This is a genomic window from Leptolyngbya sp. CCY15150 (assembly GCF_016888135.1).
GTDB lineage: Bacteria > Cyanobacteriota > Cyanobacteriia > RECH01 > RECH01 > RECH01.
In genome coordinates this window covers 1-17,458 of the sequence record NZ_JACSWB010000102.1, presented here as the reverse complement: position 1 = coordinate 17,458, position 17,458 = coordinate 1, and the positions used below count along the sequence as shown (strand labels likewise).

14 protein-coding genes are annotated in these 17,458 nt (G+C 46.3%); 3 read left to right on the top strand and 11 right to left on the bottom strand.

From position 1 onward, the window contains the following. The first annotated feature begins 182 nt into the window (after window positions 1-182). Complete coding sequence (locus JUJ53_RS01160) at window positions 183-569, top strand: DUF4280 domain-containing protein (RefSeq protein ID WP_204150152.1); 387 nt, start codon at window positions 183-185, stop codon at window positions 567-569. 30 nt (window positions 570-599) lie between these two features. Here JUJ53_RS01160 and JUJ53_RS01155 read toward each other — a convergent pair whose 3' ends face one another. From JUJ53_RS01155 to JUJ53_RS01110, 10 genes are all read right to left on the bottom strand, one after another. Beyond that, window positions 600-2,423, bottom strand: coding sequence for a VgrG-related protein (locus JUJ53_RS01155; RefSeq protein WP_204150151.1), 1,824 nt, complete (start codon window positions 2,421-2,423; stop codon window positions 600-602). A 147-nt stretch (window positions 2,424-2,570) separates the two neighbouring features. Then, the gene (locus JUJ53_RS01150; protein ID WP_204150150.1) at window positions 2,571-3,188 is read right to left on the bottom strand and encodes a hypothetical protein; all 618 of its coding nucleotides are present in this window, start codon (window positions 3,186-3,188) and stop codon (window positions 2,571-2,573) included. A 51-nt stretch (window positions 3,189-3,239) separates the two neighbouring features. Further along, window positions 3,240-4,274: a hypothetical protein gene (locus JUJ53_RS01145; protein ID WP_204150149.1), complete on the bottom strand. Its 1,035-nt coding sequence runs from the start codon at window positions 4,272-4,274 to the stop codon at window positions 3,240-3,242. A gap of 1,967 nt (window positions 4,275-6,241) precedes the next feature. Then, entirely contained in the window at window positions 6,242-6,805 is a 564-nt protein-coding gene (locus JUJ53_RS01140) for a phage tail protein (protein ID WP_204150148.1), read from the bottom strand. Further along, window positions 6,805-6,957 carry a hypothetical protein gene (locus JUJ53_RS01135; RefSeq protein ID WP_204150147.1) on the bottom strand — a complete coding sequence of 51 codons (153 nt, stop codon included), beginning with the start codon at window positions 6,955-6,957 and terminating at the stop codon, window positions 6,805-6,807. Before JUJ53_RS01135 ends, JUJ53_RS01140 begins: the two co-directional genes overlap by 1 nt. Beyond that, window positions 6,950-9,460: a protein kinase family protein gene (locus JUJ53_RS01130; RefSeq protein WP_204150146.1), complete on the bottom strand. Its 2,511-nt coding sequence runs from the start codon at window positions 9,458-9,460 to the stop codon at window positions 6,950-6,952. The genes JUJ53_RS01135 and JUJ53_RS01130 overlap by 8 nt, the downstream gene beginning before the upstream one ends. Window positions 9,461-9,668: 208 nt before the next feature. Continuing rightward, window positions 9,669-10,046: a hypothetical protein gene (locus tag JUJ53_RS01125; RefSeq protein ID WP_239124684.1), complete on the bottom strand. Its 378-nt coding sequence runs from the start codon at window positions 10,044-10,046 to the stop codon at window positions 9,669-9,671. Window positions 10,047-10,183: 137 nt separating this feature from the next. Continuing rightward, window positions 10,184-10,705 (bottom strand): phage tail protein, encoded by a 522-nt coding sequence (locus JUJ53_RS01120; protein ID WP_204150145.1) that lies wholly within the window; start codon window positions 10,703-10,705, stop codon window positions 10,184-10,186. 8 nt (window positions 10,706-10,713) lie between these two features. Beyond that, on the bottom strand, window positions 10,714-11,172 hold the full coding sequence (locus JUJ53_RS01115) for a phage tail protein (RefSeq protein WP_204150144.1): 459 nt from the start codon (window positions 11,170-11,172) through the stop codon (window positions 10,714-10,716). A 443-nt stretch (window positions 11,173-11,615) separates the two neighbouring features. Continuing rightward, the gene (locus JUJ53_RS01110; RefSeq protein ID WP_204150143.1) at window positions 11,616-13,367 is read right to left on the bottom strand and encodes a phage tail sheath C-terminal domain-containing protein; all 1,752 of its coding nucleotides are present in this window, start codon (window positions 13,365-13,367) and stop codon (window positions 11,616-11,618) included. Between the two features lie 419 nt (window positions 13,368-13,786). Between JUJ53_RS01110 and JUJ53_RS01105 the strand changes: the two genes are divergently transcribed. Next, window positions 13,787-15,058: a DUF4255 domain-containing protein gene (locus JUJ53_RS01105; protein ID WP_204150142.1), complete on the top strand. Its 1,272-nt coding sequence runs from the start codon at window positions 13,787-13,789 to the stop codon at window positions 15,056-15,058. After that, window positions 15,055-17,097: an ATP-binding protein gene (locus tag JUJ53_RS01100; RefSeq protein ID WP_204150141.1), complete on the top strand. Its 2,043-nt coding sequence runs from the start codon at window positions 15,055-15,057 to the stop codon at window positions 17,095-17,097. Before JUJ53_RS01105 ends, JUJ53_RS01100 begins: the two co-directional genes overlap by 4 nt. 179 nt (window positions 17,098-17,276) lie before the next feature. Here JUJ53_RS01100 and JUJ53_RS01095 read toward each other — a convergent pair. Then, window positions 17,277-17,458: IS1 family transposase (locus JUJ53_RS01095; protein WP_204150140.1), on the bottom strand; the 182-nt coding region annotated here is incomplete at its 5' end.

Here is a 17,458-nt window from a genome sequence, read left to right as displayed (position 1 = left end):
CTCTCAGTGATCTCAAGCTTGAATGGACGACTCATTTCTATCCTCCAGGATTGACCCTCCCTCTATTCTATGTCCCTTTAAATTAAATTGGTATAACAAGTCTGTCATTGAGTTGTAAATAGATTGGGTTGCAGATAGATTTCAGATAGGTTATAAAGACTACAAGTAGAGGTAAAACGAGTATGCAAGTATGTGCTGGGGCTAAAATGCAGTGTAGCTTTGGTGCTGCACCATCGGTATTAAAAACCACGCCTAAAGGAGCACCTGTCATAGCTGAAGGTGCTGTAACAGCAACAATTGCTGATCATGTTCCCATAGACAATATTCCCTCCTTTGGTCTATGCATAGCTCCAACTAATCCAGCAGTTATTGCTGCAACAGCGGCAGCGTTCGGCGTTCCAACTCCTGCGCCTTGTATTCCTGTAACTACTTCTCCTTGGACAGCAGGTTCATCAACAATATTAATTAATGGAGACATTGCTCTTAATCCGTCTTCAACATGCTTGTGTGCTTGGTTAGGTGTAATCATGATTGCGGATTCTGGACAAGGTAGTGTTCTGATTCCTTAGTTTGATGAGTAATTGAAATATATCGGTACATTAGTTCAAGGAAATCACGCCACCTTGTAGAGCAACAGTTCCACCCTGAACGATCACGCTTCCACCCAATACTGTGACATTACCACCTTGTAGGGTTAACCCGCCTGCAGCCATTGCAGAAATAGCTGCAGCAGAAATATCAAGATTTCCTGGAGCAGAAAGAGTCATATTTCCAGTTGATTGAACAGTGATACTCCCACTAGCATCGCTGAGAGTCAGCGTGTGCCCTCCGGCTGTTTGGAGTTGAATCATCTGTTCACTATCATTCAGACGGATTTTGTGCCCGCCAGTTGTTTCAACGTAAATTCCTGCCTTGGTGGATGCATCTTCTTCAACAAACTGCAACTTATGCCCTGTTCGAGTCTGCAATGTTCGTAATCTGACTTTGCCATCCTGTACATTATCCGCAGGTGAATTAGGCGGAGCATCTTGCCCATTCCAAACCCCTCCAAGAATGTAGGGACGATGAATATCGCCGTGCTCAAAGGCTACAAGTACCTCATCATCAATTTCTGGCAGACAATCAAATCCTCGTCTAGAGCCAGCTCCCATACTAACGACCCGTGCCCAGTTGCTGGCATGGTCTTCTGTCAATGTTGGGAATTTGACTTTAACTCGTCCCATATTGTCAGGGTCTTCATTATCTGTGACAATACCGACCAAAAACGTTTGGCCAGGCTGGAGACGACGTGCAGGGGCAAGCGTGGACAGCAGATCACCACAACGTAGTCCGCGAACGCTAAACTCAGTCGTATAAACTCGTTCTGTGTAGATATGTCGAGTTTCCGTGACGTAATACTTACCATTGTGTGGCCCCATATCTTCTAGTTCGATGATGCGCCCTGGGCGAATATTGGGATTCCCTTCAGCCCTTGCATCAGCATAGATAAAGACGCCACCTAGCTCATTACATAACGCCTCTGCTATTAAGTCCGCTTCCTTCGGTTGAAAGACGGGTTGATCCACAATAATCATTTTTGGATCGGATGGCTGCCCGTCAAAATCACTGCTCAGGTCACTGCCCCTACCATTATCAGTTTCAGTCAGTAGTTTTTCTCTCTGAGCTGTCGAAATAATAGGACGTTTGGCAGTGTAATCCCAGCCACGTACTTCCACCTCCTTAACTTGCTCTGCGCTGGAAACGCGTACTCGAAAACTACGGATATCCCTGAGCCACTTTAACTCTAAGGTATTGTCTGAAGATGGTTTACGAAAATTGAGCTTGCCATCTTCCACAAATAGCTCAAATCCAATACGCGATGCTCGTTCTCGCAGGAACTCCATATTCGTTTGATTTTCTTGGAAAACATAATCGTGGGGTACGCCACTTTCATCAACTGTGCCTAGATCAATACCAACCTCCTGAACAACTTTTTTAAGAATATCGCTATCCGTCATATTTTGAAACGAACGATTATGGCGGCCTCGATGGAGACGATGCGAAACATCATATCCGCGTAGGGTAATAGGGGCTTGAGTTTGCTCCGTGAAATGAGTTTCAATTGCCGTAATTTCACCCTCAATTAACTGACCAGAATTTTCTTGATCAAAGTCTTCACTTGAGGCTGTGCTAGAACTCAAACTAATTTTGATCTCTTTACCAATCTCAATAATATCTTTATGCTTCCAAGCCTGATCATCGGATTTACCTGGAGCGTAATCATTCCGGATGGTTAATAGGAACATTGCTGGCAAATGTAAGCTTTCTTCAACAACAACTTGCAGAAGAGCATCCATAATTTCTGGTGGATCGGTCTCACCATCAATTTCAATGTGTGGTAATGCTTGGTAGTTACCGGAAGGTTCTATAAGGTTTTGAAGCATAATCTGTCTATCTGGTGTGAACTGAAGAATCCAATTGAATGGATCTCTGGAGGAAAATGAATAATTTTAGACTAATGCCTGGCTTTGGCTGATTATATATCGAACTCCTTGGTAGGTTATACCCTACATGACCAATGTCTATATAACTCAAGTTAAATTTCGCACCTGTGACCTACGGTTTTCATAGCTGTCCATAACTCGATCAACATCTTGTGATGTTTGCATGGAAGGCAGCATGGATGGATCAGCTTCTTTTAGAGTTAAACTATCAATCTTGGCTCGAACAGGTGTTCCATCTGGCAAGAACATAATTAGCTTATAGGATAAACTTTCAATGAAACAACACGGCATGAGTGCCTTGGTTACACTTCCCGATGTTCCCCATACAAATGCATATAAGGGAGTTCGCTGACTGTTTTGTCCATCTTGTGCTTGCTGACTATTACTTTGTTGACCTGCTGAGCCACTTTGCAGGTTGCCAGAAAATGCAACAAATTCAACGGCCTGCCTAAATGGCATAATATACTTCTCTACGACATTAATTTGTTCTTCGTAAGTATCAAAAATTATGTCGTTGATGACCAGAGTGTTTGCATCAATGGAAGAGAAACTAACTTTTGGTTTTCCTGACTCTTGAGCTTTTGCTCCCGGACTTTCAGAAACATTTACCTTATGACTAAACGTTATTTCACTGGGATTAAACATGAACTCAATCTTGGAAACTCCTGGATCAAAGGGTAGTAAAAAGGCTTTTTCAAGTGGCATTTGATTCTCCTGCTATAGTATGAAACTTAGACATCAACTCAACATGACATATCAACTGGAAGAGTAAAGACCTAATCGTTCTTGCTCCCGCTGTAACCTAAGGTGAATCATATAATATACCTCCTGGCATAGGTCGGCTAATTGAGTTCCTGCCTGTAAATCATGTCCTATCAAAACAATGTTAATTCGCTCAAGAGACTGCATTTTTTTTGACTGTCCACTAGTCAATGCTGTATTAGAATGACTAACAACATTTAACCAAGGCAAAGGTGTAAATGTATGAAATGATTGGCGTTCTTGCTCCAGGGATAAGCGATCGCGTAGAAGTAGGTAAACAACCTGTGCTAAAACCTCCAATTGTTGAGCATCAATGTCACCACCTCCCTCTAACATCTGTGGTAGGGCTTGGGTCATAGGGTTGATGAATGTTGTTAGAGAACTGTTGTCCACCTCAGAACGAAGTGCTGTCATCGGACTCATCAACGTTTCTGTTATGGGAGATTGCTGCTCAAAATAATCTGACCATGGCTCTGTTTTTGTGAGCCCGTCGGTCACGTTTTGCCTTTCTTGTTGAACCGTTTGTCCTAACAAATCTTCTAGGCTTGACCAATTGCTAGGTGTATTGGTCGGCAATGTATTTAAACCTTCAGTTACTTGGGAGGGGATCGGTAGCTTCTCTAACAGTTGCTGTGCAGCAGTGAGGTCTTGGGGTAGATCATCCAACTCAGGCATTTGATCTTCTACATCGTCCAACATGTTTAAATTTGGCACCAGGGATTGATAAGCTCCTAGGGGCGATCGCTGCACTAAACTTGGCATATCTAGAGCATCAGTAGCCATGTCTGGATTAGTCGCTGCACTATCTGGCTCAGTGAGAGATTGATCTCTAGGTGATACCTGCTGATCTAATTTGGTCAGTAATGATGGCTGAATAGTGGTGGGTGGCGGATCTACTAACGATATATCTGTTGATGGTAGTTGCGGCAAGCTTGGTGAAATGGGAGCAGGGCGATCGCTCTTGGGTATTTCTCCCGAATATGGAGGTGATTCAACATCAGGGCTGGGTAAACGTTGCAGATCCTGCATGAATTTGGCCCGAATTGATGTCGAAGCTGGAGGTGGAGGAATGTCTGTGTCGGATTTGGGAGTGGATGCTGCTGGAATCTCTGGGGCATGTATCTCTTCGCGGACAGGTGGTAGATCTGGCAAGAGCCGAGCCTGTACCTCAGGCATGATCTTACTTAAGGGGAGACTCGTAGCTAATGTATTCGTCATGGAATCCACTGGCGAAACAAAAGATGGATTCACAAAGGGCTGGATTGTTTGACTAGGAGAATCTAGGTTAAAGGGAGGGATAACAGAGTCAGGATCCTCCACTCGCTGCAGCACGTTCAACATGGGCATCGTTGACAGCGGCTCTAATCGGGGAGTCACATCAGGAGCGATCGCCCCTGTCTCTTCAATTGGGAGAAACTCTTGAGGCGTGAATTGTCCAGCATCAAAGATATTTGGCGGGAGGATGGTCTCCGGAGCGCGCTCTAGGCTTGGTTGAACTGTGGGTAGTTCCAGTCTGGGTTGCAGTTGATCATGAGGACTCACGTCTATCTGCGGGAACAATTGGAGGCTCTCTGAGACCGGGCGTTTGATGGAAGCTTCAGAACCTGGGACTGAGTCTTGAGCGCCATCTAGCTGTCGTTGCAGGGGCGATCTTGCTTCCACGGTTGGATCAAAGCGGGGGGCGATCGCCTCTGATCCATCAGAATCGATGGATGACTCTCCTAACGTGTCGTTTGTCTGCGGCTGTGGTAAGTCATTTGGTGATGCCTGAATAGTTCCCTCAGAAAACTGTTCTATAGGGTCAGGAGCTGGAACATTATCAGATTTTGTTGTTTGTACCTCTGGAAGGCTTGAAAGCGGCAGAGATGGCGTGTGGGTATCTGTTTGAGGATCAAATGCCGATGGTGGCGTGGGCAGTGGATGAGGGATGATGTTAGAACCTAGCGGTTCCAGAGCGTCAGCCTGGATAGGGGGAGCAGTAGGGGATAAATCTGGGGGTACAACCGCGTCTGGAGTCTCTGAGCGAGATAAGTCTACATTCTCCTCGGTCGTGCTCTCTACCAAGCCAGAGCGATCGCTTCTCGGTGTGGTAGCCGGACTGGGCTTGGTTGCAATGTCAGGCGGCAAACTTGGACGAGGTAGAGTGGAAGCGCTATCGGGTGAGTCAAGACTATGGTCGGGTTGTTGAGGAGCAATGCTGGGTAGAATAGAGGGATCTAGGCTTGGAACATCTGGAAGCGATCGCCGTTGAATCGGCCAACGAGGCTCAGTAATATCTCTTGGGTCTAGATTTCTCAGATGGGAGGGTAATTGAGATTGAATTGTCTCAGCTAGACTATCCTGTAAGGATGGTGGCAGTTGTTCCCTACCCCGTTGAAATAGACTCTTGAAAGACTCTTGATCAACAGGTAGGCCCGGCTCCGAGGGCAAAAACTGCGATAGCGGCGGTTGCTCACCTAGTTGTGCCAGCGACTCTGGAGTCAGAGATGGATATTGTGGTAACGATGGTATATCAAGGGATGCTACATCTGGTTGTGCTACATCAGGGAGTGATCCATCTGATGGCAGAGGATTAGGGGGCATCGATGGAACAATATCATCATCCAGACTAGGAGGAGTCAGAGATTGGGGAATACGTTCATCCTGTAAAAAATGATGAAACCTAGCACGAACAGGAGAGAGGTTTAAATTCTGGGGAGCTTGGAGTGCAGCCGCCAACTCTGGATTAGATGAAACATAGCCTAGAAAATCATCCTGAATCTGTTGCCCCAGAGATGGAGCTGCTGCCATTGAGGACAGTTGCCCTGGTAATGCCGTAGCGGCTTCCTGAGATGAGCTTAACAAGCCTAGGGGCGATCGCACCAGACTTTGTATCTGCCCCAATGGAGCCGACAAGCCTAACGATGGAGGTAGCCCTAGTAATGGCATGAATTAACGATTCCTACGTTGATTGTCTACTCTCAGTACATCTACAGTTACGGTCTCCCAAACTTCACCTAGCTATAATACCCCGAAGCATCTCTATCTTCTAACATCACCTGCGCGCTATCTTCGTACTGACGCTCAACCTTGAGCCCTTCATAGGCAATGGTCAATTCTTCAATAGCAACCGTTGTTGCATCCGCTTGCATAGCAGGCGCTTTCCACTCCACCGGTACAGCTCCAATTAACGTCCAACACTGCATAGTTTCTCCCGCTTGATTAAATAGCAAAATATTTATATTGCGTCTTTCTGGACGCTTGCTAGAATCTAAGAGTGTCTTCATCCACTCCCAAAACATTAGATTATCTGTAATGCCTCGCTTGAGCGTTACGTCTGTAAACTCAGCTTGCTCCAAGAGAATTCGGCGCTGGTCATTCACTCCTCCTTCCCGATGAGATGTATAATTGACCTTGACACCTAATCCAGAACATTCATTAAATGACGCCTTAATTTCACTTTCCATTTCTACATAGAAACGATTCGCCGTCACATAGTTAAGCTGATAATTATGTTGCTCGCTTTCAGTTTCCCCCTGAGATGGGGAGGTTTGTCCGCTGCTATTGGTAGTTTGTGCCATCAAAATCTCCTCTGATAGGATCCCTGTCGATCCTGTTGATTCAAGACTTCTTCATGCATTAATGCATAGACGCGATCGCTGAACTGACGTAATAATGCTGGATCCTTCATCACCTGCTTGGCAAGACGAGCTAAGTCTTCTGTATCAGTCATTTTGTGTCCTCCTTGCTAACGTCAAAATCTCTGCCATTGAATGGTCTATTGGAATTAAACCCAATTCACTCATCAAATACTGTCCCTCTGTGGTCTTGAGTAGTTCAGCCATGGCTAAACCGATTTCAGATTCCCTGGAAAACACCACCGACAACTGATATTGCAGCTGATTAGGATAGGTTGATAGATCTGGGAAATAGCTTCCTTTCCTGCCACATAGATCAGTAAATTCATCAATGGGCTGTCCTGTTGCTTGCAGCAACGGCTGGTGTTGACCATTACTGTCCCGAATGGCTAATGGATAGACTGAACATTGATTAAAGGCACGTCCTAGACGATCAAAGCCAATGGCGATCGGCGCATTGCGAGATTGATCTCGTAGTGTAAAATTCAAGCGAGAATACAAATTATTCTGAAAATTATTATCTTTATACTCTGATGTGTTTGCGATCGCTTGATCTCGCTCGGCCGCTGCCTCCCTCAGACTATGGAATCGAGACACTAAGGCATCATCATCACCTAATACTAACGTCTCAAACAAACGAATTGTATCCTGATTTCCAGACAATGTAGGATCAGGAAAATATAACGTCACCGCTTGACCATTACTGAGAATAGGATCTAAGGAGTCGCCGGTGTAAATGGTGCGAAGATCATCAAGAGAAATGTACCCCTCTAGTCGTCTTGGTGCATTGCCGTTGGGATGGTTGACATCACTAAATGGCACTAAAACAACTAGTGCATCTCTAGCAACGGGCACTGATTGAAAGTTTGCAGGGAAGTCAGCCCTCTCTCGCATAAATGCCACATCCCACAACCGGGGATATTGGAGAATAAACTCTTGGTTAGATACCGGTTCTTCTTGTGTGGTATTGCTATCAAATAATGTGATGCCACTCAAGGGTTGAGCGAGAATTTGTGTTTGTGAGAGCGTTACGGGGGAATGACGTCTAGTCTGGTTATATCGTTCTTCTATCGACTCCAATAAATTTGGCAGATGATCAAGACTAAAATCAGTACCTCGTAGCCGGCGTTGAAGTATCACATCCCAGTGGCTTTCAGATTCGATCATGTACCGAACCTCACGACCTCCGAGGGTATTGACATCGCTAAAATAACTGATGGGTTCATTTATCGGCGGCAGAACCTCAAGCTGCGGTCGCTCCTGGATGATCGATCGCCCTAGTTCTATTAAAAGCAATGTTGCGATCGCCCCTGCAACAATAAACCAGAGAAAGGAAGCTTGCTGAGTCTTGGCTTCCCGAACGTCAGACTCCTCCTGCTCTTCTGGCAAAACAATTGGCTGAGGTTCAGGTAGGTGCAATAGTTCTTTTAGCGCCTCCTCAGCCGTATTGAACCGTCCACCAGCGCCCACCAATCTTCGGAGGAATAAACGTAATGGCTCGTCAGCTAAGTCCAGCCAAGGCTGATTGGATATCAACTCTTGGGGAAGATTATTCACAGGATTAAGCTGACCACCAGCCAACTGAAATGCTACAGTTCCCAGATCAATCAGATCCTGCTGAAACGAACCTAGCTCTTGAGAACAGGTGGCGATCGCTTGGTATCTAGTATCTCCGGGAGTATAAAAGATGTGATTCCATAAAGCTAAATCTGACAGATAGATGAAAAAACGTCGTTCTTGCGTTACGCCGGCGACTCGAAATTGACGAAATAGCAAGCTTTTTAAGCTGATGTTGCCATGGGGAATACCTCGCTCTGAGACATCAGCAGAAAACCAAACTCGATAGGCACTATGCAAAAAGCGTAGGCTCTCAAGCACCTGCCTCAACATCTCCCGCACTTCGCTAGCAGACATCTTGGGAGAATGTGTTAAGTAATCTTCTAGCGTAACAATGCGATCGCCTAACGATTTGTAAACTAAATGACAGCGATTATTTTCAGGGTGGGTGATGACATCTAAAAGTTTAATGATGCGAAAATCTGGGCCATGTCCAATCTTTAGATTTAAATTAACCAAACGCTCAAATGATTGCTTGCGCTCTTGGATTTCCTTCGCACTAAAGTCGCTTTCGTTCAGAATATATTCTTTAATAAAAACATCATCATTATTCCGATTGATGCCACTATAAATACGTGTGTCTTCAGCGTTAACTAAACAGGATTTGACTGTATATTGATCCCACTGACTAGCACTAATTTGATGATTAGCAGGTAGGGGCTGAACGTCATAGTTGCCATGTTGATGGCGAGAAACGACTAATAATTCTTCCGCCGCACGAGATTCTTTAGGACTATGACCTGGTATAACAACTCGTTGAAGCGATGTCGGTTGAGGGATTGTCTCTAGTGGTTGAGTTTGTTGAGACTCGCTAGTTTCTTGGGAATCAGACTTTTCTTTCCCAGGTAGTGCCAGAGAACGGTAAATATTGAGGGCGGTTTTCTTGCCTCGTTGCATTAGGACTTGAGTGGGATGGTTAACAAAATTAAACACCTCACTTGCTTTTCGCCGAACTGGGTTAACTAGATCTGGAAGTCTCATAACTATGGCGTCATATGAAGTGGATATGAATCATCCAGGGGACTTTGGGGTTAGCTCTAGGCTAGACACTAGCCTAAAGATACTAGAGTGTTGCGGATCTAGCCAGTAACCTTAGATAGGGGTGAACGAGTGTTCACCTGTACAAAGAATGGGAAATATTGAGATAGATGCGTTGTTGCATACAGCAACATTGGCAAGAGCAAGACATTTAAGGGGGAGGCGGTGTCATTGTTATAGAACGGTCTTCCTTAGGATCTAGCCTGTCTAGTGTTGGAAGCGTTGAACCTGCCGTAATGTCGTCTAAATCATTAATCCGACGATATAGTTGGTAGAGATAATTCAAGTCCGAAGCATAGAGGCCTTCTACGACGGCTGGGCTAATGTCATCTAAAACACCCAGACGAGTAATGACACGAGACAGAATAATGATCGTTGCATAGGCAGGATTTGACTTCACGCGTGGATCCCGTAGGGGGACTATTTCGTCCATAGCCTTGGCTAGCCGCATGACGCCTTTCCGATGTAAATTTCCCTCCCCATCTAAATATCCTTTGGGCAACGTGAATTCAAATTCGGTCTGAAACATCAACACGACCTCAGCGTAGGTTTAGGAGCTGCATCAGGAGGAAGAAGAGCCCCAACATTAAAATCCATGCAAGCACTCATGTGTTTGTTCCCAATCAGGTCATAGGACACGAAGGTGTGAAAGCTGGCATCAAGGCCTTAATTTTGACTCGTATCTTCTGGCTCAACACGGACAAATTGCTCCACAGCCATTTCCAGTTCTTCAATTTCAATATCGCTACTTTGAGCATTCAAGTCTGCAATAGAATAGCGAACGGGCCAAGCTCCGCGAAAGTTAAACCGAACTTGTTCTTTGCCCGCCTGATTATAGACGACCAACGATCCTTCACGAAGCTGATCGCCCCACTGTCCTGCTTCTACGCTAGCAAACCATTCCCATAGTGATAACGATTTACTCATACCACGTCTGAGAATAATATTATCTGTTTTGACATTGCCGGGCATTTTAGTACGCCTAACTTGACCAAATTTTGCATTAGCCCACTGACCGGGCGTTACTTCCGCAAATTCAATAGCTTCTTGATGGCGCTTAAATCCCTGACATTCCAAGAAGATGACATCTCCATCACCTTTATTTCCATCTAGGATTAATTCTAGATAGAAACGACTAGCTAGGAGCATCTCCGGAAAGCTTAGTTCCGTTACCTTTGCCTTTGCCATTCAGTCTCCTATTGCACTCGTTCAATGCCTTCATGCACAATCTCAAGGGTTTCATTGGCCATATTGGTATCGCCTGCAGAAAAGCTTGGCCCTTCATACTTGCAGGGGTAGGAGTTTTTAATTTCCCAGCGAGCCTGCATCGTGCCAGATTGGTCATAGGCACTGACAGATGAAGCTTTGCGGTTACTTTCCCATGAAGAGGCACCACCATCATTGGTATTACATTCTTTATACCAGTTATACAAGTCAACGTCCGTCGTTGCTACGAGCTTCACCGTCACATTTGAGAACTTCTCGTTGGTGGGTGTTGCCTGACGAATGCGGGCACCGCCTTTACTGGATCCATGTACTCCGCCATCCCCAGCCACCGGAGATTCTACAGATAAACCTGATATTTCAAGAATCTGTTTCTCAGCAATTTGATCTGCTTCAAAATAGAACCGACATGCAGTTAACAGCTCAGCCATGATCGTTATCCTTTGTTGTCAAGATGTTAGAGGTTACGGGTAAAAGGTGCTCTGGGCAATCTAGAGCAAGCACATGGGGGCAGGGATTGAAGTTCAGTGCCAAATCAAGTGCTGAACTTATAGAAAGCGATCGCTTCTGTTGCAGCATAGACAACCCATAACTAAGTAGGTGAATCTACTTCAATGAAGCTACGTTGCCGGCTTCCAACTCTGCTCAACTCTCTGCGCATAAAGATTTGAGCATTGAGCGCCGTCGAAATGCTTGCCAATCATGACATCCTCCTACCTAGTGTCTACCTCATTGGGGAGCAGACAGTGTTAGATAACGACGGCGTACTTGCCTAGTCTTGACTAACACGTATCACCCCTCACTTAGTGTATATAGCTAGATGTCCGAATTTTACGCAGGATTTAGCAAATCTTCAGAGCGATCGCCTTCAAGATTATTGATCTTGGCTAGGATCCCATTGACTAATGCGGAAGACCACAAACTCAGCTGGGCGTACCGGCGCAATGCCAACTTCGACATAGAGAATGCCCAGTTTCATCGTCTCTGGCGTATTTAATTCCGCATCACACTTCACGTAGAAGGCTTGTTCAGGAGAACTCCCAAACAATGCACCTGATCGCCATAGGCGCTCTAGGAAGTTCTTAACCGTGCGGGTGACGCGGGCCCATAGATCTTCATCATTGGGTTCAAAGACCGCCCACTGTGTGCCCATTTCAATCGATTTGGAAATGTAGCTCATGAGCCGGCGCACGCTGATATAGCGCCAGTTGACATCGGCGGGTTCCACCAATGTTCTAGCGCCCCATACTTGTAGGCCGCGATCGCGAAACTTACGAATGCAGTTAATCCCCTTCGGGTTCAACAGTTCTTGCTCTCGGAAGTTCGTATCATAGGCCAAATCCAAAACCCCGCGAGGTACCTCATTAGCCGGAGCCTTGTGAATACCGCGAGTCTCATCGGTGCGACACCAAATGCCCATCATGTGACCACAGGGCGGGACAAGCTTACCCTGCCCTGCATTGCGGGGATCAGCGACCTTCAGCCAAGGATAATAAAGCGCCGCAAACTGCGATCGGCGACCAAACCCATCCATCAGCCACGCTTCAACATCCTGGGGCTTTTGTTGGTCAGGAGATACAGGTGTTCCACCACGACGCGGCTTCACGGGCGGTGGGTCGATCACAGCCATCCGGTAGGCTGGGCTAGGAGCTGAATTTTCACAGCCCGTAATCATCATTTCCATGACCCCATGCACCTGCTCCAAGGACAATAATCCTTGTTCGTAGGCCAGCATCAGATCAGGGCAAGCCACCATAGCCACGTCATCTACTTCAAACAGTCCCTTGATGCCAGAGCGGTCCTTGTTATTGCCATACATCTTGGGATACCAGCGTTTCACCGCATATTGCTTCTTGGGAGGAGCAACTTCATACCTCCCATTGCTGGGGCGCTGGGCCAAGGGCAAACCCGGCTCTGCCTTGATCTCTACCTCAATATAATCAGAGTTTTCTAACGCAGTTAATACATAATTGCCCTGTTGACTGTCCGTCTCTTCACCAGTGGAGGGCTTCATGGTGAGATGGCGATAAGTATCCTCCAGAGCATTGTCACCTTGAGTCACCGTGATTTTGAAGTACTCCCCGCTATCAAAAGCGTCAGGATCATCGGATGCCTCAGGTTCATCTGCCTGCACAACGACACTGATGCGTTTATTATCCAGCGGCTCGTCCGATGAGCCGTTCGCCCCCTCCGTCCCGTCTCGTGTTTTAAGACGAAACTCCAGGGAAGGCTTCTTGCTAGCGGTTAAGACTAGGGTTGGCACAGGAGTAGACTCTTCTAGCACCGCAGTTGTGCTATCACTCGGGTCAGGGTCAGGCATAGGAAGTTGCGTACCCACGCTAACGACCCAACAGCGCCCACCGCCATTTTCGAACCAGCCTTTGATAGCAAATGGTAGATAAGCCCCAAAGTCAGTAAATCCATCTGATCCCGGCTTGGCAAAATTTTCCAAGTATTGAGTCCAAGTGGTAACTAACGTCGGCTCAAAGAGTTCCGCATCGCCACGGACATCCTCTGTAAAGCCGACAAAGCCAGCTACGCTCAAACTGATACCTTGAATCGGCCGACTACCCCGGTTGACCTCCTCGACATACACACCCGGAGCAAAATAATCCAGTCGAGCCATTGCTATATCCTCCAGTTAGAGAAAATTGGTAGATCTTACAACGCAATACAAGAACATCAATACGTTCGATGCCTCAATACGCAAACCACTGCGCGCTTCCTCAAAAGATCTGATATAAAATCTAGCTCCATCCATCATGGATTTCACTTACTAAATATACTAGATTTACGCTCAGTAACCTTAACTATTCTTTACAAGAACATTGAGAAGCGAATGCCGTCTCAAGTTTAACCATCTCTTGCTTTGTTGTCACTTCATTATGAGTTATCACTAATTGAGGTGACCAAGCCCATCGTTGCTTAACATCCGTTAAGTATACTCAGATGATCCGAAACGGGCTATGGTAAGTATAAAATTTGCAAGAATTGTTATACTTCTCTGACTTTTGTTGGCAGGTTGTGATGCATGAGATGTGAGGCATGAGTAACTATTTAGCGATCGCTACCGTAACAGCGGCCCTTCAACGAATCTTGCAAGAGGGGATCCGGGATGATGTTCCGGGAGCAACGGTAACAACTGTTCGTCCTGACGTTCCCAGCGCAGCGACTCAGGCAGCCAGTATAAATGTTTATCTGTATCAAGCGACACCAAACCCTACATGGCGTAACGCCGATCTTCGTACCCGTCGCCCTAAAGGTGACTTAGTCAAACATGGACAGGCCGGATTGGACTTACATTACTTATTAACATTTTATGGCAACGAACAGGAATTAGAACCCCAGCGATTATTGGGCAGTGCTATTCGAACCTTAGTGGATCAACCCATTTTGTCCCATGAGATGATTCAGGAAACGATTGAGCGCTCTAATCTACTTTTTCTGCAAAACTCAACCTTAGTTGAGCAAGTGCAGTTCGTGAAGTTTATTCCTAGTGCCATCACCACTGAAGAGCTGTCTCGAATTTGGTCAGTTTTCTTTCAGATTCCCTATGCTCTTTCGTTTGCCTATCAAGGCACCGCAGTCATTATTCAAGGTGCTGCCCCAGGTCGGGCAGCGCTGCCAGTGCGGCGTCCTCAGTTTTACATTGCGCCTAATCGTCCTGTGGTTACAAGTGTAGAACCCCAGCATGTTTTCATTGATCAGATGTTGGGACGTAACCATAGCCTAGTTATTATGGGGCGAGAACTACAAACTAACCATATGTTTGTGCAGATTGGTAGTCTTCGCATAACGCCCCAGGATAGCGCCAGCGATCGCGTTACGCTTAACTTAGCTGCTCTATCTCCCACTGAACTTCAGCAGTTGCGTGCTGGTCTACAAGGCATTCAAGTAATCCATAGCAGTCCTGATTCTGAAACGGATGCGGTGGTAGAGTCCAATGTTACTCCAGTAACTTTTTACCCAAAAATCATTGAACCTAATGGAGTCCAGCTTACGGATGTGCGCGAAACTGATGAAGGTATCTATCAAGGTCACCTAACCATTCAACTCAACGTTATGGTTGACCCTCGTCAACGAGTTTACGTGTTGCTAAATGGACAATTGGGAGAGACACCTTCATCCTATATTTTCTCGGCGATGAAGCGAGATCAGGTGACTCAAACCATGTCTTTTTTCTTGCAGAATGTGCCCCATGGATCTTACCTAGTTCGTGTACAGGTTGATGGTGCGGAAAGCCGCTTAACCATTGACGATCGCCCAGATAGCTCTACATTTGATCAGTATATTTCTCCTTTGGTGACTATCCCATGATTGCGATCGCTTCTCCTCAATGGCAACGGGCTAATCAGCACTACCTTTTCACGGCTATCCGTCGAGTTCAGGTGTTGTTACAATGTCATCTGGCTCCTAATGATGATGGGTCTAAGGCGATCACGGAGTGTGAGAGACAGCTAGAAGCGATCGCGACTGATTGGGCAGACCTGACCTCACCTTCAGCTCTAGAGCATCTTTGTCAAAGATTTCAGCTCTCGTCCTTTGAACGAAATGTAGTGCTGCTCTGTGCTGGGGTCGAACTAGAGCCACAACTTAAGTTGCTTTGTACCCAAGCCCAACCAGATTTAAAGCATGGAGCGCCTACTTTTGGTCTGGCTGGGCAGCTCTTTGAGCATTGCCATTGGGAGGCCTTTACACCTGGTGCGCCGTTGCGTCGTTGGCAGTTACTAGAGGTAGGCGCGGGCAGCCTATTGATGGCCTTGCCGCTGCGGATCAGTGAAATGGTGCTTCATTACTTAATGGGCATCCGACAGTTAGATGAGCGCCTGATGGGAGTGATTGAACCGTTAGAGAGTACCAGCATTCTGACACCTTCACAGCAAGACTTAGCCAATAAAATAGCCTTGTTGTGGGAATCTTCACCTGCCGATAAAATTTTACCTGTTGTACAGCTATGTGGGGAAGAAGGGATCACAAAACAAGCGATAGCTGTTCAAGCTTGCCGGCAACTACAGATGACCCCTTATCGTCTTTCTGGTCACGCATTGCCGACGGCCACGTCCGATCTCTATCAGCTCATTCAACTATGGGAACGGGAATCTACGCTGAATACGTCTGTATTAGTTCTCGACCTCGATCATCACCATGACCATGATGGTGCTAGAGAAGGAGCGATCGCCTGTTTTCTTGATTCTATGACCAGTCCACTCATTGTGCTCAATCGGGATCGATCTGCCCCTCGACAACGTTTAACCATCACCTTCAATGTTCAAAAACCAACGCCTGCAGAACAGCTTACCCTATGGCACTATGTCCTACCTAGCTTAAATGGATTTGCTGAATCTTTAACATCACAGTTCAACCTTAACGCCAGCACCATTGAGTCGGTGAGTGTACAGGCGACCAGCTTGTGTGATAAGTTGTCGTCTTTATCGGAGAACAATACTGACGACCCATCCTCCAACCGAAATAATGTGTTGTCATCCCAACATGCCATGAACCATCAATTGTGGCACCTATGTCGCAGCCAAGCTCGTCCGCAACTGGATGACTTAGCCCAGCGCATTGAAGCTGGAGAAACCTGGGAGGATCTTGTTTTGCCAGAGGCGCAGTGCACAACACTGCACAATGTCGTAGCCCATGTGCGTCAACGAGCATTAGTATACAATACGTGGGGATTTGCCCAAAAGGGACAACGAGGACTCGGCATCAGTGCCCTTTTCTCTGGGATGAGCGGCACAGGGAAAACCATGGCGGCTGGCGTTTTGGCCCAAGAGCTCAACCTAGATTTGTATCGCATCGATCTAAGTTCTGTGGTTAGTAAATATATTGGTGAAACGGAAAAAAATCTGCGCCGGGTGTTTGATGCCGCAGAATCAGGTGGCGTTATTCTGCTTTTTGACGAAGCTGATTCCCTATTTGGCAAGCGCAGTGATGTGAAAGATAGTCACGATCGTTATGCCAATATGGAAGTGAGCTATTTATTACAACGCATGGAATCCTATCGTGGTCTAGCTATCCTTACGAGTAATCTGCCCGACTCAATTGATGTGGCATTTATGCGCCGAATTCGATTTATTGTACGATTTCCGTTTCCCGAATATAGCGATCGCATCCAGATTTGGCAACATATTTTTCCCGATCTCACGCCTACAGATGGTCTCAATCTCAAGAAACTAGCCAAGCTGAATATTGCAGGGGGTAATATTCGCAATATTGCTCTTAATGCGGCCTTTCTAGCTGCCGAGAATCGTCAACCCGTCATGATGTCTCATCTACTGCGTTCAGCACAGAGTGAATACGCTAAGTTGGGGCGACAACTCACTGATTCAGAAGTGAAAGGTTGGATAGATTAATACCAGTTTAATAGACTTTATCGGAAATAGGAGAGAAGTCGCTGCAAATCAACATCACCCGTAGTTGTTTGGTGTTGCTGAACCAAGAGATGAACCGCTAGCTATAGGATCTGAAACTCCACGCAACATGCTGCGGAATCATCCCACCATTCAGCAATGCCCTCAGCGGCGTTGCTGAATTAAGAGATGAACCTTGGAGGAACTGGGACATCACCGAACTTCAGGTAGTGAAGTAACAATCGTACAGAGTGAGCCAGCATGTCTACGGACTTAGAATAGCAAAGGGTCTTCCGGTGCAGTCGAGCCAGGTAGTGTCGCAATCGTGTGTTTTCGCCTTCCACCCGAGTCATGTAAGTCTTGC